The sequence below is a fragment of the Streptomyces sp. NPDC055966 genome (assembly GCF_042269865.1).
GTDB lineage: Bacteria > Actinomycetota > Actinomycetes > Streptomycetales > Streptomycetaceae > Streptomyces.
On the sequence record NZ_JBHJYK010000024.1, the window covers coordinates 57,808 to 75,534 of the forward strand.

The 17,727-nt window shown below is 70.7% G+C and carries 16 protein-coding genes; 5 read left to right on the forward strand and 11 right to left on the reverse strand.

The genetic code is table 11. The annotated features are described in order from the left end of the window. Positions 1–105 precede the first annotated feature (105 nt). From ftsH to dacB, 5 genes are all read right to left on the reverse strand, one after another. On the reverse strand, positions 106–2,148 hold the full coding sequence (gene ftsH, locus ACFC8N_RS38540; protein WP_356029232.1) for an ATP-dependent zinc metalloprotease FtsH: 2,043 nt from the start codon (positions 2,146–2,148) through the stop codon (positions 106–108). A 198-nt stretch (positions 2,149–2,346) separates the two neighbouring features. Continuing rightward, the gene (gene hpt / locus ACFC8N_RS38545) at positions 2,347–2,886 is read right to left on the reverse strand and encodes a hypoxanthine phosphoribosyltransferase (protein WP_356029235.1); all 540 of its coding nucleotides are present in this window, start codon (positions 2,884–2,886) and stop codon (positions 2,347–2,349) included. 97 nt (positions 2,887–2,983) lie between these two features. After that, on the reverse strand, positions 2,984–4,012 hold the full coding sequence (tilS, locus tag ACFC8N_RS38550; protein ID WP_376293730.1) for a tRNA lysidine(34) synthetase TilS: 1,029 nt from the start codon (positions 4,010–4,012) through the stop codon (positions 2,984–2,986). 192 nt (positions 4,013–4,204) lie between these two features. Further along, a complete protein-coding gene (locus ACFC8N_RS38555) occupies positions 4,205–5,338 on the reverse strand; it encodes a zinc-dependent metalloprotease (RefSeq protein ID WP_376293732.1) in 1,134 nt (377 codons plus the stop codon). 67 nt (positions 5,339–5,405) lie between these two features. Then, the gene (gene dacB / locus ACFC8N_RS38560) at positions 5,406–6,962 is read right to left on the reverse strand and encodes a D-alanyl-D-alanine carboxypeptidase/D-alanyl-D-alanine-endopeptidase (RefSeq protein ID WP_362821671.1); all 1,557 of its coding nucleotides are present in this window, start codon (positions 6,960–6,962) and stop codon (positions 5,406–5,408) included. A 124-nt stretch (positions 6,963–7,086) separates the two neighbouring features. Here dacB and ACFC8N_RS38565 point away from each other — a divergent pair, with 124 nt between their 5' ends. Together ACFC8N_RS38565 and ACFC8N_RS38570 are read left to right on the forward strand one after the other, a co-directional pair. Beyond that, the gene (locus tag ACFC8N_RS38565; protein ID WP_018547987.1) at positions 7,087–7,578 is read left to right on the forward strand and encodes an inorganic diphosphatase; all 492 of its coding nucleotides are present in this window, start codon (positions 7,087–7,089) and stop codon (positions 7,576–7,578) included. A 121-nt stretch (positions 7,579–7,699) separates the two neighbouring features. Next, complete coding sequence (locus ACFC8N_RS38570) at positions 7,700–9,349, forward strand: threonine/serine exporter ThrE family protein (protein WP_376293734.1); 1,650 nt, start codon at positions 7,700–7,702, stop codon at positions 9,347–9,349. A gap of 5 nt (positions 9,350–9,354) precedes the next feature. Here ACFC8N_RS38570 and ACFC8N_RS38575 read toward each other — a convergent pair whose 3' ends face one another. Beyond that, positions 9,355–10,335 (reverse strand): DedA family protein, encoded by a 981-nt coding sequence (locus ACFC8N_RS38575; RefSeq protein WP_376293826.1) that lies wholly within the window; start codon positions 10,333–10,335, stop codon positions 9,355–9,357. Positions 10,336–10,495: 160 nt separating this feature from the next. On the opposite strand from ACFC8N_RS38575, the gene ACFC8N_RS38580 reads away from it, so the two are divergent. Beyond that, positions 10,496–10,861, forward strand: a complete 366-nt coding sequence (locus ACFC8N_RS38580) for a YbjQ family protein (protein WP_356029250.1) — start codon at positions 10,496–10,498, stop codon at positions 10,859–10,861. 53 nt (positions 10,862–10,914) lie between these two features. On the opposite strand, the gene ACFC8N_RS38585 is transcribed toward ACFC8N_RS38580, so the two are convergent. Next, the gene (locus ACFC8N_RS38585; protein WP_356029251.1) at positions 10,915–11,676 is read right to left on the reverse strand and encodes a MerR family transcriptional regulator; all 762 of its coding nucleotides are present in this window, start codon (positions 11,674–11,676) and stop codon (positions 10,915–10,917) included. A 150-nt stretch (positions 11,677–11,826) separates the two neighbouring features. Here ACFC8N_RS38585 and ACFC8N_RS38590 point away from each other — a divergent pair, with 150 nt between their 5' ends. Together ACFC8N_RS38590 and ACFC8N_RS38595 are read left to right on the forward strand one after the other, a co-directional pair. Then, positions 11,827–13,113, forward strand: coding sequence for an ion channel protein (locus ACFC8N_RS38590; protein WP_376293738.1), 1,287 nt, complete (start codon positions 11,827–11,829; stop codon positions 13,111–13,113). A 39-nt stretch (positions 13,114–13,152) separates the two neighbouring features. Continuing rightward, entirely contained in the window at positions 13,153–14,559 is a 1,407-nt protein-coding gene (locus tag ACFC8N_RS38595; protein ID WP_376293741.1) for a glutamate decarboxylase, read from the forward strand. A gap of 131 nt (positions 14,560–14,690) precedes the next feature. On the opposite strand, the gene ACFC8N_RS38600 is transcribed toward ACFC8N_RS38595, so the two are convergent. The 4 genes from ACFC8N_RS38600 to ACFC8N_RS38615 all read right to left on the reverse strand — a co-directional run bounded on the left by ACFC8N_RS38600 (position 14,691) and on the right by ACFC8N_RS38615 (position 17,721). After that, positions 14,691–14,873, reverse strand: a complete 183-nt coding sequence (locus ACFC8N_RS38600; RefSeq protein WP_376293744.1) for a DUF397 domain-containing protein — start codon at positions 14,871–14,873, stop codon at positions 14,691–14,693. 38 nt (positions 14,874–14,911) lie between these two features. After that, the gene (locus ACFC8N_RS38605; protein ID WP_376293747.1) at positions 14,912–15,553 is read right to left on the reverse strand and encodes a PadR family transcriptional regulator; all 642 of its coding nucleotides are present in this window, start codon (positions 15,551–15,553) and stop codon (positions 14,912–14,914) included. Positions 15,554–15,592: 39 nt separating this feature from the next. After that, entirely contained in the window at positions 15,593–16,141 is a 549-nt protein-coding gene (locus tag ACFC8N_RS38610; protein WP_362821676.1) for a DinB family protein, read from the reverse strand. A 119-nt stretch (positions 16,142–16,260) separates the two neighbouring features. Further along, a complete protein-coding gene (locus ACFC8N_RS38615) occupies positions 16,261–17,721 on the reverse strand; it encodes an aldehyde dehydrogenase family protein (protein ID WP_356029266.1) in 1,461 nt (486 codons plus the stop codon). Positions 17,722–17,727 lie beyond the last annotated feature (6 nt).

A 17,727-nucleotide genomic window follows, 5' to 3' on the forward strand; every position in this document is an offset into this window, starting at 1 on the left:
CTCGTTCCTGTCGTCCACATGCGTGCATAAGGAAAATGCCGCGCCCCCCAGGCTAAAACCCTGGGGGGCGCGGCGTGCATTCCGGGCCGCTTGGCCGAAACACGCTCAGCTCTCGGAGCGGTCCTCCGGAGCCTGGTCCGTCACCGGAGCGGACTCCGATGCAGTGGACTTGACCGTGCTGATCGAGGCCGTCGAGCCGTTCGCACCGTTGGTCAGTGCCAGCTCCTTCGGGGAGAGCACCGGCGGGCGGGTGGACGGGGTGCGGCGCGAGGAACCGGTCCACGCGGGCCGCGGCGGGCGCTTGACGATCGGGGCGAAGATCTCGGCGATCTCCTCCTTGCCCAGGGTCTCCTTCTCCAGCAGGTGAAGGACGAGCTGGTCGAGCACGTCGCGGTTCTCGACCAGGATCTCCCAGGCCTCGTTGTGCGCGTTCTCGATGAGCTTCTTGACCTCTTCGTCGACCAGCGCGGCGACCTCTTCCGAGTAGTCGCGCTGGTGAGCCATCTCACGGCCGAGGAAGGGCTCGCTGTTGTCGCCGCCGAACTTGATGGCGCCGAGCCGCTCGGTCATGCCGTACTGCGTGACCATCGCGCGGGCCAGGTTGGTGGCCTTCTCGATGTCGTTCGCGGCGCCGGTGGTCGGGTCGTGGAAGACCAGCTCCTCGGCCGCGCGGCCGCCCAGCATGTAGCCGAGCTGGTCCAGCATCTCGTTGCGCGTGGTCGAGTACTTGTCCTCGTCGGGCAGGACCATCGTGTAACCGAGGGCACGGCCGCGGGACAGGATCGTGATCTTGTGGACCGGGTCGGAGTTCGGCGAGGCCGCCGCGACCAGGGCGTGACCGCCCTCGTGGTACGCGGTGATCTTCTTCTCCTTGTCCGACATGATCCGGGTCCGCTTCTGCGGGCCCGCGACCACGCGGTCGATCGCCTCGTCCAGCGCCTTGTTGTCGATCAGCTTCTGATCGCCGCGGGCGGTGAGCAGCGCGGCCTCGTTCAGCACGTTCGCGAGGTCGGCACCGGTCATGCCCGGGGTGCGGCGGGCCACGGCGGACAGGTCGACGTCGGGCGCGACCGGCTTGCCCTTCTGGTGGACCTTGAGGATCTCCAGACGGCCCTGGAGGTCCGGCGGGTCGACCGCGATCTGCCGGTCGAACCGGCCGGGGCGCAGCAGCGCCGGGTCCAGGATGTCGGGGCGGTTGGTGGCGGCGATCAGGATGACGCCGCCCTTGACGTCGAAGCCGTCCATCTCGACGAGCAGCTGGTTCAGCGTCTGCTCGCGCTCGTCGTGACCACCGCCGAGGCCGGCGCCGCGGTGGCGGCCGACCGCGTCGATCTCGTCGACGAAGACGATCGCCGGGGCGTTCGCCTTGGCCTGCTCGAACAGGTCACGGACACGGGAGGCACCGACACCGACGAACATCTCGACGAAGTCGGAACCGGAGATCGAGTAGAACGGCACGCCCGCCTCGCCGGCGACGGCGCGCGCGAGCAGCGTCTTGCCGGTACCCGGGCGGCCGTAGAGCAGCACACCCTTGGGGATCTTGGCGCCGACGGCCTGGAACTTGGCCGGCTCCTGCAGGAACTCCTTGATCTCGTGGAGCTCCTCGACGGCCTCGTCGCAGCCTGCGACATCGGCGAACGTCGTCTTCGGGGTGTCCTTGGTGATGAGCTTGGCCTTGGACTTGCCGAAGTTCATGACCCGGGAGCCGCCGCCCTGCATCTGATTCATCAGGAACAGGAAGACGACCACGATCAGGACGAAGGGCAGCAGGGAGAGCAGGACGCCGACGAACGGGTTCTGCTTGGACGGCGACACGGTGTAGCCGTCCGGGATCTGCTTGCTCTCGTACTTGGTCTGAAGGTTGCTGGCGAGCTGGGTGCCCTGCTGGTCGCCGATGTAGCTCGCCTGGATCTTCGAGCTGCCGTCGACCTTCTGGCCGTCCTTGAGGGTGACCTTGATGGTCTGCTCGTCACCAGTGGTGATCTTGGCCGACTGGACCTTGTCGGCATTGATCGCTGCAACGACCTGGCCGGTGTCCACCGTCTTGTAGCCGCCGGACGAGCCGACGACCTGCATCAACACGACCACGGCAAGGACGGCCAGCACGATCCACATGACCGGCCCACGGAAGTATCGCTTCACGTCCATCCATACGGAGCGGTGCCGCCCCGTCCCTCCTGCCATAGTGAGTTTGATAAGACAGTTCTTCTGACGGTACCCCAGCGTGGCTGTGTCCGAAGCCGCACGAAGCGTTTCGAAACAGCCGGGAGGCCCGTCTCTGCATGCTTCAACGGCGCGGAACCCGCCGGGGTTCCCGATCGTCCTACAAGGCTTGAGCCGAGTGGCTCAGCCGCCGTAGACGTGGGGCGCGAGCGTACCGACGAACGGCAGGTTGCGGTACTTCTCGGCGTAGTCGAGGCCGTAGCCGACGACGAACTCGTTCGGGATGTCGAAGCCGACCCACTCGACGTCGATCGCGACCTTCGCGGCGTCGGGCTTGCGCAGCAGCGTGCACACCTTCAGCGAGGCGGGCTCGCGCGAGCCGAGGTTGTTGATCAGCCAGGACAGGGTCAGCCCGGAGTCGATGATGTCCTCGACGATCAGGACGTGCCGGCCCTTGATGTCGGTGTCGAGGTCCTTGAGGATCCGCACGACACCGGAGGACTGGGTGCCCGCGCCGTAGGAGGACACGGCCATCCAGTCCATGGTGAGGGGCGTGGACAGCGCGCGGGCGAGGTCCGCCATGACCATCACCGCGCCCTTGAGGACGCCGACGATGAGCAGGTCCTTGCCCGCGTACTCCGCGTCGATCTTCGCGGCCAGCTCCGCCAGCTTCGCGTCGATCTCTTCCTTGGTGATGAGCACCTTCTCGAGGTCGGCACCCATGTCTTTCGCGTCCACCCGCATCACTTTCGGTCGTCCCGCACTTCCCGGCGGCCGGCCGCCCGGACCGCCGGAGGGTCGCTCCGCCGGGTGTCGGGATTCAGCCTTGCCGAATCACCAGTCTGCCACCCTGCCGCTGGGCGACGACTTTGCCCGGGAGATTGATGGCTCCCTGGCCGCGCCAGCCGGTGATCAGACGGTCGACTTCCTCGATGTGACGGGCGAACAGCGCGCCGGCCGGAGCACCGGCCTCGATGGCCGCGCGGCGCAGGATGCGGCGGCGCACGGCGGGCGGCAGGGCGTACAGCTTGGCGCATTCCAGCAGGCCGGCGCCGTCCCGTACGGAACCCTCGGCCTGACGGGCCCAGCTGTCGAGGGCGTCGGCGTCGTCGCGGGAGAGCTGGGCGGTGCGGGCGAGCGCCTCCACGACGCCCTTGCCGAGGGCCTTCTCCAGGGCGGGCAGACCCTCGTGCCGCAGCCGGGAGCGGGTGTAGGCGGGGTCGGCGTTGTGAGGATCGTCCCAAACGGGCAGGGACTGGACCATGCAGGCCTTGCGGGCGGTCTGCCGGTCGAGCTGGAGGAAGGGCCGCCGGTAACGGCCGCCGGCCCCCGAGACCGCGGCCATGCCGGACAGGGAGCGGATGCCGGAGCCGCGGGCGAGGCCGAGCAGGACCGTCTCGGCCTGGTCGTCGCGGGTGTGGCCGAGCAGGATCGCGGCGGCGCCGTGGCGTTCGGAGACGGCGTCGAGGGCGGCGTAGCGGGCGTCGCGGGCGGCGGCTTCGGGGCCGCCCTCGCGGCCGACGGTCACGGCGACCGACTCGACCGGGTCGAGGCCGAGGCCGCGCAGGCGCAGGGCGACCTCGTCGGCGCGGAGGTCGGAGCCGGCCTGGAGGCCGTGGTCGACGGTGACGCCGCCGGCGCGGATGCCGAGGCGGGGCGCTTCGAAGGCGAGCGCGGAGGCGAGGGCCATGGAGTCGGCGCCGCCGGAGCACGCGACGAGGACGAGCGGGGAGGGGGGCCGCTCGGCCGTCCGGCCCGGGATCTCGCCCGAGGTGTGGTCATTGAGGATGTCGTGGAGGACGCGGCGGACCGCCAGGCGTATCGCCGCGACCGCAGGATGGGGACCCATGGTCGGTTCCCTTCATGAAGTTGTCGGGGGGTGGGTCCGAGCTCAGTCACTCAGAGTGTGTAGATGGTGACAGAACCGGGGGGTTCCCCGAGCATTGCACGCCTACGCAAGGCTCACGGTCCCTCGGACGGGTGATTGGAGGGGCGTTCGCCTGCCGCAGGCCGAATTCGATTCACGACGCGGCCGTCGCGTTCACGACTCGGCCTTGCGGTGCACCCGCGCGACCCAGTCCGCCGGTTTCGCGATCTCGGCCTTGGTGGGAAAGGTGTTGGGCGAGGTCCACACCCGGTTGAAGCCGTCGGTGCCGACCTGCTCGACGACGGCCCGTACGAACCGTTCGCCGTCCCGGTACTGCCTCAGTTTGGCATCCAGACCGAGCAGCTTGCGCAGGGCGAGATCCAGCCGGGAGGCGCCCTTGGCGCGGCGCTGCTGGAACTTCTCGCGGATCTCGGCCACGGACGGTACGACGCTCGGTCCGACGCCGTCCATGACGTAGTCGGCGTGGCCCTCCAGCAGGGACATCACGGCGGTGAGGCGGCCGAGGATCTCCCGCTGGGTGGGGGTCTGCACCAGCTCGACGAAGGAGCGGCCGCCGTCGTCCTCCTCGCCCTCGGGGCGGCCCCCCGCCAGGGACTGGGCGGCCTCGCGGATGCGCTCCAGGAACGTCATCGGGTCGACGTCGGTCTCCGCCAAGAACGACTGGATTTCGCCCTCAAGGTGGTCGCGCAGCCAGGGCACGGCGGTGAACTGCGTCCGGTGGGTCTCCTCGTGCAGGCACACCCACAGGCGGAAGTCGTGTGGTTCGACGTCGAGTTCGCGCTCGACGTGGACGATGTTGGGCGCGACGAGCAGGAGGCGGCCACCGCCGTTCTCGCCGGCCGGCAGCTCGCGGGTGGCCGGGGCGAAGGTCTCGTACTGGCCGAGGACCCGGGAGGACAGGAACGACAGCAGCATGCCCAGTTCGACCCCGGTGACCTTGCCGCCGACGGCGCCGAGGACCGCGTTGCCGGGGGTTCCGGAGCGGCGCTCCTGCATTTTCTCCAGGAGCGGTTTGAGGATCTCGCGGAAGCCGGCGACGTTGGCCCGGACCCAGCCGGGGCGGTCGACGACGAGGACCGGCGTGTCGTGGATCTCGCCGGTGCCCATCCGGGTGAAGCCCCGGACGTGCTCCTCCGAGGCCTTCGCGTGCCGTCGCAGCTCCGCGACGACGGTGCGTGCCTCGTCGCGGCTGACGTCGGGGCCCGGTCGCACGAGCCGTGTCGCGGTCGCCACCGCGAGGTTCCAGTCGACCATCCCGGGAGATGTGGTGCCACCGAAGCCAGTCATGTCGTCAACCGTACGTGAGCGTTCCCACTTCGGGCAGGCCGTGTGAACGTGCGGCACGCGCGTGTGCCTAGCCGCATCCGCACCCCGCCAGCGCGGTGGCCGTCCGGTCGAGGGCCGACTGGGCCTCCTCGGGGTTCGTCGTGCCGGCGGCCATGAAGGCGAAGGCCAGGAGGCGGCCGTCGGCGTCGACGACCGTGCCGGCCAGGGTGTTGACGCCGGTCAGGGTGCCCGTCTTGGCGCGTACGACGCCGGCCGCGCCATTGGCGTAACGGCTGGTCAGGGTGCCGGTGAAGCCGGCGATGGGCAGGCCGGTGAGGACGGGGCGCAGGCCGGGGCGGGCCGGGTCACCGGCCGTGACCAGCAGGCCGGTGAGGAGGTCGGGGGTGAGCCGGTCGTCGCGGTTGAGGCCGCTGCCGTCATGGAAAGAGGCACCGGCCATCGGCAGGCCCAGCTTCGTCAGCCGCGCGGAGATCGCCTTGGCGCCGCCCTCGAAGCTGCCCGGCTGACCGCTCGTGAGCGCCGTCTGGCGGGCCAGGGTCTCGGCGATGTCGTTGTCGCTGTTGGTCAGCATCCGCTCGACGATGTCGGCCAGCGGGGGCGAGGAGACCGTGGCGAGGGTCTGCGCGCGCGTGGAGGCCTTCGAGGGGCCCGGGGACGAGGTCGTGACGCCCGCGGAATTCAGGTAGTCCGCGAACTTGGCCGCCGTGTCCTTCGCCGGGTCGCTCACCCGGGGTGCCGGGCCGCCGGCGGAGTCGTCGGTACGGCCCTCGTCGACGGTCAGGGCGCTGACCGGGGCGAGGTTGTCGTTGACGCCGATGGGGTGCAGGGCGGGGCCGGTGAACAGGGTCGTGTCGTAGGAGAGCGTGACCTTGCGGATGCCGCGCCTGTGCAGCGCCTGGGCGGTGTCGGCGGCGAGCCGGCGCAGGCTCGCCCAGATGTCGGCCTCCTTGTGGGCGGTCAGCGTGGGGTCGCCGCCGCCGACCAGGACGAGCTCGCCGGTGTCGGGTTCGAAGGCCGCGCGGGTGGTGAAGCGGTGGTCGGGGCCGAGGGCGGACAGGGCGGCGACCGCAGTGGCGATCTTGGTGGTGGAGGCGGGCGTGAGGGCCTCGGTGTCGGCGCTGCCGTACAGGCGCTTGCCGGTGGTGACGTCGACGACGGCCGCCGCGTGGCTGTCGCCCAGCGCGGGAGCGTCCAGAAGGGGCCCGAGGACGTCCGAGAGGGGCTTTCCGCCCGGGGCGGCCTTCTTGGTGCCCACGGCCTGCGTCGCGGCGTCCAGGCCCACCAGGACGGGCGCGGCGCTCGGCGCGGGCCGCGGCGCCCCGGCGGCCGCTCCGGAACCGCCGTGATCTGCGCCACCTGAGCGGTCCAGAGCGATCGCTCTGTCCCGCTCGGCCGTACGCTGACCGTTGGCGTCCCAGGGGCCGGACACGGTCACCACGCCGGCGGCGAGTGCGAGGCCGGCGGTGGCGGCGCCCGCGGTGTACTGCCAGGTCCTGACGGCTCGCGGACGGGGGAGGTGCGGGGACCGGGCGACAAGGGCCCGGGTCAGCCGCGCGGCCCGCGGCCGTACGGCTGCGAAGGCCCGCGCCAGACGCGGTCGTACGGCGTTCGCAATCCGCTCCACCTGCGGTCCTGCGGCCCGCCACGGCCTCGGCTCCGGCACGACCACCAGCCCCTTTCGCGATCACACACGTGCGTGAGGGACACTTAACCACCAGAACTATGTGCTGATCATGGAGGAGCCACCGGTGGAGTTCGACGTCACGATCGAGATCCCGAAGGGTTCGCGCAACAAGTACGAGGTGGACCACGAGACCGGTCGGATCCGCCTGGACCGTCGCCTCTTCACCTCGACCGCCTACCCGACCGACTACGGCTTCGTCGAGAACACCCTCGGCGAGGACGGCGACCCGCTGGACGCGCTGGTCATCCTGGACGAGCCGACCTTCCCGGGCTGCCTGATCAAGTGCCGCGCGATCGGCATGTTCCGCATGACGGACGAGGCGGGCGGCGACGACAAGCTGCTGTGCGTCCCGGCCACCGACCCGCGTGTGGAGCACCTGCGCGACATCCACCACGTGTCGGAGTTCGACCGCCTGGAGATCCAGCACTTCTTCGAGGTCTACAAGGACCTGGAGCCCGGCAAGTCCGTCGAGGGCGCCAACTGGGTGGGCCGCACCGACGCCGAGGCCGAGATCGAGCGGTCCTACAAGCGCTTCAAGGAGACGGGCGGCCACTGAGCCGGTCCTGTCCCGCTGAGACGGGCCGCACGCGCACGCGTGCGGCCCGTTTGTGTGTCCGCCGCGCAGGCATGCGCATACTGAGGGTTGCAGAAGGGTGTCGTTCAGGGAGCGGTGCGAGGTGACGGAGGCGGAGGACCGCAAGCCCCGGTCGGACGAGGCGCGGTACGACCCGGAGATCACGTCCGAGTTCGCCATTCCCCAGGGCATCGAGGTCCCCGAGGGCAGTGTCGAACCGGAGACGACGTCCGAGTTCGCCGTGCCGGACGGGCTGGCGGTGCCCCAGGCGCCGGGCGCGGAGCCGGAGGGGTCGGCGTTCAGCCTGCCGAGCGCCTACAGCGCCGGTGCGTCGGCCGCGTTCACCCCGGCGTCCGGGATACCGGTCAGCCTGATCAAGGACGCGCCCTGGCAGGACCGGATGCGCACGATGCTGCGCATGCCGGTGACCGAGCGGCCGGCGCCCGAGCCCGTGCAGCGCCACGAGGAGGAGGGCCCGGCGGTTCCGCGCGTGCTCGACCTGACGCTGCGTATCGGGGAGTTGCTGCTCGCGGGCGGGGAGGGCGCGGAGGACGTGGAGGCCGCGATGTTCGCGGTGTGCCGCTCCTACGGCCTGGACCGCTGCGAGCCGAACGTCACCTTCACGCTGCTGTCGATCTCGCACCAGCCGTCGCTGGTGGAGGACCCGGTGACGGCGTCGCGGACGGTGCGCCGGCGGGGCACCGACTACACGCGGCTCGCGGCCGTGTTCCGGCTGGTGGACGACCTGACCGACCCGGAGACGCACGTCTCGCTGGAGGAGGCCTACCGGCGCCTCGCGGAGATCCGCCGCAACCGGCACCCCTACTCCGGCTGGGTGCTGACCCTCGCCGGCGGGCTGCTGGCCGGTGCCGCCTCCGTCCTGGTCGGCGGTGACCTGATCGTGTTCGTCGCGGCGGCCCTCGGCGCGATGCTCGGCGACCGGCTGGCCTGGCTGTGCGCGGGGCGCGGACTGCCGGAGTTCTACCAGTTCACCGTCGCCGCGATGCCGCCCGCCGCGATCGGTGTGGCGTTCGCGCTGGCCGATGTCGACGTGAAGGCGTCCGCCGTGGTCACCGGTGGGCTGTTCGCGCTGCTGCCGGGGCGGGCGCTGGTGGCGGGCGTGCAGGACGGCCTGACCGGCTTCTACATCACCGCCTCCGCGCGCCTGCTGGAGGTCATGTACTTCTTCGTCGGCATCGTCACCGGCGTGCTGCTCGTCCTGTACTTCGGCGTGAAGGTCGGCGGCACGCTGAACCCGGACGCGGCGCTGATGATCAACGAACGGCCGCTGATCCAGATCGCGGCGTCCATGGTGCTGTCGCTGACCTTCGCGGTCCTGCTCCAGCAGGAACGTTCGACCGTGCTGTGGGTGACCCTCAACGGGGGCGTCGCGTGGTCGGTGTACGGCGCGATGCACTACGTCGGCGGCATCTCGCCGGTGGCCTCCACGGCCGTCGCGGCGGGGCTGGTGGGTCTGTTCGGGCAGTTGCTGTCGCGCTACCGGTTCGCGTCGGCGCTGCCGTACACGACGGCGGCGATCGGGCCGCTGCTGCCCGGTTCGGCGACGTACTTCGGGCTGCTCAGCATCGCCCAGAACCAGGTGGACAAGGGGCTGGTGTCGCTGGCCAAGGCGGCGTCACTCGCCATGGCCATCGCCATCGGGGTCAACCTGGGGTCGGAGATCTCCCGGCTGTTCCTGCGGATCCCCTCCGCCGGGAAGCGCAGAGCCGCCAAGCGGACCAGGGGGTTCTGAGCGGCCTACTGGTTGCGGTAGCCGTCCGGGTAGGGGCTCTGGTCGTACGGGTTCGGCGCGTACTGGTTCTGGTCGTACTGCTGCTGGTCGTACTGCTGGTGCCCGTAGTGCTGCTGCTGCCCGTACTGCTGCTGTCCGTGCTGCTGGTACTGCCCCTGGTCGTAGTACTGCTGCTGGTTCCACTCCTGCTGCGGCTGCTGCTGGTACTGCGGCTGCTGAGGCTGCTGGTAGGCGTACGGCTCCGGCTCGGTCGGCTCGATGCGGCGGAGCTGGGCCGTCGCGTCGTCCGTCACCGGCTGCCGGTGCTGGTACGCGGGCCGGGGCTGCTGCGGGAGGGGCTGCGGCTCGGGGCGGGCGGCGGCCTCCTTCCTGGCCTTGCTCCGCGCGCGCAGGAACTCGATCGCGATCGGGACCACGGAGACGAGGACGATCAGGATCAGGATCGCCTCGATGTTGTTCTTGACGAAGTCGATGTTGCCGAGCCAGGAGCCGAGCAGGGTGACGCCCGCGCCCCACAGGGTGCCGCCGATGACGTTGAACGTCACGAACGAGCGGTACTTCATGCCGCTGACGCCCGCGATGATCGGCGTGAACGTGCGCACCACGGGCACGAAGCGGGCCAGGACCAGGGACTTCGGGCCGTACTTCTCGAAGAACTCGTGCGCCTTGGTGACGTTCTCCTGCTTGAACAGGCGGGAGTCGGGGCGGTTGAAGAGGGACGGACCGACCTTCTTGCCGAACATGTAGCCCGCCTGGTCGCCGAGTACCGCGGCGAGGCAGATCAGGCCGACGGCGCCCCACAGGGGGAAGTTCAACTGGTGCGAGGTGATCAGCAGGCCGCAGGTGAACAGCAGCGAGTCACCGGGCAGGAAGAACCCGATGAGCAGGCCGGACTCGGCGAAGACGACGAGCAGCAGGCCCCATATGCCGAAGTTGTCCAGCAGGTTGTTGGGATCGAGCCAGCTCGGGCCGAGGGCGAGTGTCATCACGGGTCCGGGCTCCTGAGGGGGTGAAGGCGGTTGCGGCGGCTGAACGGCGTACTTCCCTGCGAGTGCCGCCCAAAGCTATCAACGTGAAGTGACCGCCCCAGGTTCCACCGATGCCTCCAGGATGCACTGTGGGACAACCGAGAGAAAGCTGTGACTCATGGGACTCGAAGACTACGGCGGCGGCCAGGAGCCGCAGCCGGACGTGCTGGTCGTGACGACGAACGACGTGCCCGGACGCCGGGTGGAGCAGGTGATCGGCGAGGTCTTCGGACTCACCGTGCGCTCGCGCCACCTCGGCAGCCAGATCGGCGCCGGACTGAAGTCGATGATCGGCGGCGAGCTGAAGGGCCTCACCAAGACGCTCGTGCAGACCCGCAACCAGGCCATGGAGCGACTGGTGGAGCAGGCACGCGCGCGTGGTGCCAACGCCGTGCTCGCGTTCCGGTTCGACGTGACCGAGGCCGCCGACGTGGGCACCGAGGTGTGCGCCTACGGCACCGCGGTGGTCCTCGCCAAGGAGTGACCGCCGCGGTCCCGGCCCGGGAGTGAGCTCGTGCGCCCCCGGGCCGGGACCGGTCAGGAGGTGTGCCGGTCGGCGTTGGCGTCGATCGCGCCCCGCAGATGCTCGGCGAGGCCCGGCCGCACCGCGTCGTAGAAGGCCTTGAAGCGCTCGTCGGAGACGTACATCCCGGCGAAGCACCGGTGCATCTCGTACGGCACCTCGAAGTACCACCGGCCGATGTGCCGCCGGTGCTCCTCGGCAAGGTCCATGGCGGCCTCGCCGGACGGCTCCTCGCCGGCGTCCACCAGGGCGGCGTAGCGCTCCTGCCAGTCGTCGACCTCGGCCTGGATGCGCTTCCAGTCCTCCTTGGTGTACGTGGCGGCCCGGCGCTGGGACTCGGCGTACGCCTCGGTGTTGCCCCAGCGCTGCTCCGCCTCCTCGCGGTACTGCTCGGGGTCCTTGTCCCCGAAGACCTCGAACCGCTCCTCGGGGGTGAGTTGAATGCCCATCGTGCGTGCCTCCATGGCGTGCTCCACGGCCTCGGCCATCTTCTGCAGCTTCTCGATCCGGGCGGTCAGCAGGTCGTGCTGCCGGCGCAGGTGTTCCCGCGGGTCCACCGCCGGATCGTCGAGCAGGGCCGCGACCTCGTCGAGCGGGAAGCCGAGCTCCCGGTAGAACAGGATCTGCTGAAGCCGGTCGAGATCGGCGTCGGTGTAGCGCCGGTGCCCGGCGTGCGTGCGCCCGCCGGGCGCGAGCAGGCCGATCTCGTCGTAATGGTGCAGGGTGCGCACCGTGACCCCGGCGAACCCCGCGACCTGTCCCACGGAGTAGCTCACTCTTCCGCTCCTTGACGTCCTTGTCGTCGGTACGTCCCCACGCTGAGGCCTCACGTGGCGTGAGGTGCAAGCCGGTTCGCGTTCCGGATCACTCCGGACGCTCCATACACTTTGACCGTTTTGTTTGTTCTGTCCGCTTATGGTGAGCCCGTGGCCCAGGAAACCGCGCGGCAGCCGCCCCCGACCGCTTCCACGGCTCCGGCACGGTCCCTGCTGCCGTTCATCCTGCCCGCCGTCGTCGTGGGCGTGGCCGCGGCCCTGGTCTTCGTCGGGGTGAGCGCAGCGGCGGAGAGGCTCCAGCACGTGCTGTGGGGGCCGCTGCCGGACGCGCTCGGGGTGGGCCGCTACTCGGTGCAGTGGATGTTCGTGATGCTCGTGGCGACCGGGATCGCGGTCGGGCTGGTGGTCTGGAAGGTGCCGGGCCACGCCGGCCCCGATCCGGCGACGCTCGGCCTCGACGCCCCGGCCCTGCCGCCGGTCGTGCTGCCGGGCCTGCTGCTGGCGGCCGCGCTGATGCTGGCCGGCGGTCCGAGCCTCGGCCCGGAGAACCCGGTCATCGCCGTGAACGTGGGCCTCGCGGCCTGGCTCGGCACCCGGCTGCTGCCCCGGACGCCGGACTCGCTGTGGCCGGTGCTGGCCGAGTCGGCGACGATCGGCGCGCTGTTCGGCACCCCGGTGGCGGCGGCGCTGGTCATCTCCGAGGCGCTGGCCGGGAAGCCGATGCGGGGGCGGCTGTGGGACAACCTGTTCGCGCCGCTCACGGCCGGCGCGTGCGGGGCCCTGACGACCTCCCTCGTCTTCCGTCCGACCTTCGACCTGGGACTGCCGCCGCTGCGTCACCTCGACGCGAAGGACGTGCTGGCCGCCGTGGTGATCGCCTCGGCCGCCGCGCTGCTCGGCATGGGCGCCGTGTACGCCTTCCCGTACGTCCACGCGGGCTTCCGGCGGCTGAGGCACCCGATGCTGATGCTGCCGGCGGGCGGGCTCGTGCTGGGCGCGCTGGGGGCGCTGGGCGGTCGTCTGACGCTGTTCAAGGGGCTGGCGGAGGTCGGGGAGCTGGCCCGGAACCCGGCGGGCTGGTCGGCGGGGCAGTTCGCCGTGATGGCGGTGGTGAAGCTGGCGGCGCTGCTGGTGGCCGCGGCCTGCGGCTTCCGTGGCGGCCGTATCTTCCCGGCGGTCTTCATCGGCGCGTCGCTGGGTCTGTGTGCCCATGCGCTCGTTCCGGCCGTGCATCCCTCGGTGGGCGTGGCGACGGGCGTCCTGGGCATGCTCCTGGCTGTCACGCGACAGGGCTGGGTGAGCCTGTTCACCGCCGCCGTCCTGGCGGCCTCGCCCGCGGTCCTCACCCTGCTGTGCGTCGCCTCGCTGCCCGCCTGGCTGCTGGTGACGGGGCGTCCGCAGCTGCAGTTGCGGACGGACGGCACGCCGGTCCGCTGAATCCCCCGATTCCTTCCCGAACTCCCGGAGGCACGTCTCATGGCCCTGCACAAAGGTCCCGAGCAGCATCAGAAGCGCGTGATGTCGGTCAACCCGTTCTTCGGCGAGGCCAATCCGGTCGCGGGGATGACCGAGGCCCCGCCCACGCACCGGCTCCCGGACGGCCCGCTGCCCCCGAACACGGCGTACCAGCTGGTGCACGACGAGCTGATGCTGGACGGCAACTCCCGGCTGAACCTGGCCACGTTCGTCACCACCTGGATGGAGCCGCAGGCCGGGGTGCTGATGGGCGAGTGCCGCGACAAGAACATGATCGACAAAGACGAGTACCCGCGCACGGCCGAGCTGGAACGGCGCTGTGTGGCGATGCTCGCCGACCTGTGGAACGCGCCGGATCCGTCGGCGGCGGTGGGCTGTTCGACGACCGGGTCGAGCGAGGCGTGCATGCTCGCCGGGATGGCGCTGAAGCGGCGCTGGTCACGGCGGAACGCCGACCGCTATCCGGGCGCGCGCCCGAACCTCGTCATGGGCATCAACGTCCAGGTGTGCTGGGAGAAGTTCTGCAACTTCTGGGAGGTGGAGGCCCGGCAGGTCCCGATGGAGGGCGACCGCTTCCATCTGGACCCGCAGGCGGCGGCCGAGCTGTGCGACGAGAACACCATCGGGGTCGTCGGCATCCTCGGCTCGACCTTCGACGGCTCCTACGAGCCGATCGCCGACCTGTGCGCGGCCCTGGACGCCCTCCAGGAGCGCACCGGACTCGACATCCCGGTCCACGTGGACGGCGCCTCCGGCGGCATGGTGGCACCCTTCCTGGACGAGGACCTGGAGTGGGACTTCCGCCTGCCCCGCGTGGCCTCGATCAACGCCTCCGGGCACAAGTACGGGCTCGTGTACCCCGGAGTCGGCTGGGCGCTGTGGCGGGACGCGGAGGCGCTGCCGGAGGAGCTGGTGTTCCGGGTGAACTACCTGGGCGGCGACATGCCGACCTTCGCGCTCAACTTCTCCCGGCCCGGCGCGCAGGTGGTCGCGCAGTACTACACGTTCCTGCGCCTCGGCCGCGACGGCTACCGGGCGGTGCAGCAGTCGACCCGGGACGTGGCGACCTCGCTGGCCGAACGCATCGGAGAACTGAGCGACTTCAGGCTCCTCACCCACGGGGACGAGCTGCCGGTGTTCGCGCTGACCACGGCCGACGACGTCACGGCGTACGACGTCTTCGACGTCTCCCGGCGGCTGCGCGAGAGCGGCTGGCTGGTGCCCGCGTACACCTTCCCGGCGAACCGCGAGGACCTGTCCGTGCTGCGGGTGGTGTGCCGCAACGGCTTCTCGCACGACCTGGCCGACCTGTTCCTGGACGACCTGACCCGCCTGCTGCCCCAACTGAACCGCCAGCCACACCCGTTGACCCGGGACAAGGCTGCGGCGACCGGCTTCCACCACTAGGCGCTCCGCTGGCGGTGCCGCGATGTGCCGTCGGTCGGCTGCGGGTCCGTCGTGGCCGGTCGCGCAGTTCCCCGCGCCCCTTCGGGCGCAGCCGAACCGCGCGTACTTCGCCGACCCGGCTGAGACCCCGGTCAGCGGCGCAGGGCTCCGCCCTTGACCGCCGTGACGAACGACGCCCACACCGGCCCCGCGACGATGAGCGCGGGGCCCTCCGGCTGCTTGGAGTCGCGGACGAGGACGCCGGCGGAGGGGTGGTGGTCGAGGACTTCGAGGCAGCTACCGCCGTTGTCGTCGCTGTACGACGACGCCGGCATCGGAGCCGAGGGCGAGGGACTGCGACGTGGCCGCTCGCTCAGCGGTCGTCCTGGGGATGCCGCTCCCCCGTCGCGTACGGGTTCTCCTCGCCCTCGGCGAGCACGCCGACGAACGGCTCGCCCTCGCCCGCGAAGGTGTACGCGCCGTTCTCCAGGCGCTCCACGAGGCCCCGGGTCCACGCGGCCTCGGAGTCGGCCGTGTGGACCCACATGTTCATGATCTCGCCGATGTGCCCGAGCCCGGCGGGCCCGCCCTCGGGCACGTAGTGCTCGGTCACCGAGGCACGCCACGCCTCGATCCGCCGCGAGCGCTCCTTGAACAGGGCCACCGCCTCGGCCCGGGGCAGGTCGACCATGAAGCCGAGGGCCGCCGTCTTCATGTCCCCGCGCTGGTCGTAGGCGACCAGCGCCTCGCGCAGCAGGGCGAAGTACTCCTCGGTGCCCCTCGGCGTCACCTCGTACTCGGTGCGCGGCGGGCCGCCGACCGTGGACGGCGCGATCTCGTGCGCGTGCAGCAGCCCCTGCTTGGCCATCTGCTTCAGGGCGTGGTAGATCGAGCCCGGCTTGGCGTGGGACCACTCGTGCGCGCCCCAGTACTCCAGGTCGCCGCGCACCTGGTAGCCGTGGGCCCGCCCGTGCTGGCGGACCGCGCCCAGCACGAGAAGACGGATCGCTGACATGCGGTCCAGGTTATTGCCGTACGGCCGCGCGCCCGGCGCTCACCCCCAGGAGGTGCCCTGCTCCAGCGCCACCAGCTCGAAGGCGGTCTTGCCGTCCAGGCTCTCCCGGATGATGTCGGCGTGGCCCGCGTGCCGGGCGGTCTCGCGGATCAGGTGCAGGCACACCCAGCGCAGCGAGACCCGGCCCTCCGGCGGGAACCAGGGGTCCGGCGGCAGCGGGAAGGAGTCGTCCAGGCTCGGCGCGGACCGGATGAACTTCTCCGTCTCGGCGGCGACCTCCTCCCAGTACGCCAGCCGTCCCGCGACCGTCTCGTCGTCGGCCAGCTGGAAGCACTCGTGCCAGTTCGACTGGTCGCGGTGCACCGCCGGCGGCTCGTGCTTCGCCCGCGCGATCCAGGACTGCTCGACCTCGGCGACATGCTTGAGCAGGCCGCCGAGCGACAACTCGCTGGCGCTCGGGCGGGTGCGGGCCTGCTCCTCCGTCAGCCCGAGCAGGGCCCGGCGGACGCCGCCCCGCTGCTCCTCGATGAACGCGAGCAGCGCCCCGCGCTCGTCGCCCTGTGCCTCCGCCGCTACGTGCATGACCATGACCGGCCGCCCTTCGTGGTTGCCGTCGGGACTCCCTGCCCTGACACCGACGAACGTACGGGCCATTGAGGTCAGATCCTGACCTCAATGGCCCGCCGCCGCCGAAAACGTCCGAGAGGTCAGAACGGGAAGCCGCTGCGCCCGTGCTGGACCGAGATCCACTTGACGGTCGTGAACGCCTCCAGCGTCGTCTCGCCGTTCAGGCGGCCGATGCCGGAGTGCTTCTCGCCGCCGAACGGCACGAGCGGCTCGTCGTGGACCGTGCCGTCGTTCACGTGGAACATGCCCGTGTCGATCCGCTTGGCGAAGGCGACGCCCCGCTCGATGTCACCGGTGTGGACGGCACCGCTGAGGCCGTACGGCGTGTCGTTGACGATGCGGACCGCCTCCTCCTCGCCGTCGAACCGGATGAGGAAGACGACCGGGCCGAAGACCTCCTGCTGGAGCAGCGCGGAGCCGGCCGGGACGTCCGTGAGCACGCTGGGCTCGACCAGGTTGCCCTCCGTGGCACCTCGCACCAGGGCCGTGGCACCCTCGGCGAGTGCCTGCTCGACGGTGCCGGAAAGGGCGGCCGCCTGCTGGGAGTTGATCACCGGGCCGATGACCGTCTGCGGGTCGCGCGGGTCACCGGTCTTCAGGGTGCGGACCTTGGCGACGAACTTCTCGGTGAACTCGTCGGCGACGGAGGCGTCCACGAGGACCCGGTTGGCGGCCATGCAGACCTGGCCCTGGTGCACGAAGCGGCTGAAGACCGCCGCGTCCACCGCGTAGTCGATGTCGGCGTCGTCCAGGACCACCAGCGCGCTGTTGCCGCCCAGTTCGAGCACCGAGCGCTTGAAGTTCTTGGCGCACACGGTGGCGACGTGCCGGCCGACCGCGTCGGAGCCGGTGAAGGAGATGACCTTCGGGACCGGGTGTTCGAGGAAGGCGTCGCCGATCTCGGCGATGTCAGTGACGACGACGTTGAGCAGGCCGCCGGGCAGCCCGGCGTCCTCGAAGATCTTCGCGATCAGGGTGCCGCCCGCGATCGGGGTGTTCTGGTGCGGCTTGAGGACCACGCCGTTGCCGAGCGCGAGGGCCGGGGCGACCGACTTCAGCGACAGCAGGAAGGGGAAGTTGAACGGGCTGATCACGCCCACGACCCCGACCGGCACCCGGTAGACGCGGTTCTCCTTGCCGTCGGCCGGGGAGGGCAGGATCCTGCCCTCGGGACGCAGCGCGAGGTGGATCGACTCGCGCAGGAACTCCTTGGCGAGGTGCAGCTCGAAACCGGCCTTCACGCGGGTGCCGCCCAGTTCCGCGATGATCAGGTCGGCTATCTCCTGCTCGCGGTCCTCGATCAGCCGCAGGGCGCGCTCGAACACCGCACGCCGCGTGTAGGGGTTGGTCTCGGCCCACTGCTTCTGGGCGCGCGCGGCGGCACGGTAGGCCTGGTCCACCTCGTCGACGGTGGCCACGGTGATCGAGGCCAGCTTCTCGTCGTCGTACGGGTTGAAGTCGATGACGTCCCAGGAGCCGGTGCCCGGACGCCACTCGCCGTCGATGTACTGCTGGGCCAGGTCGCTGAAGTAGGACGACATGTGATC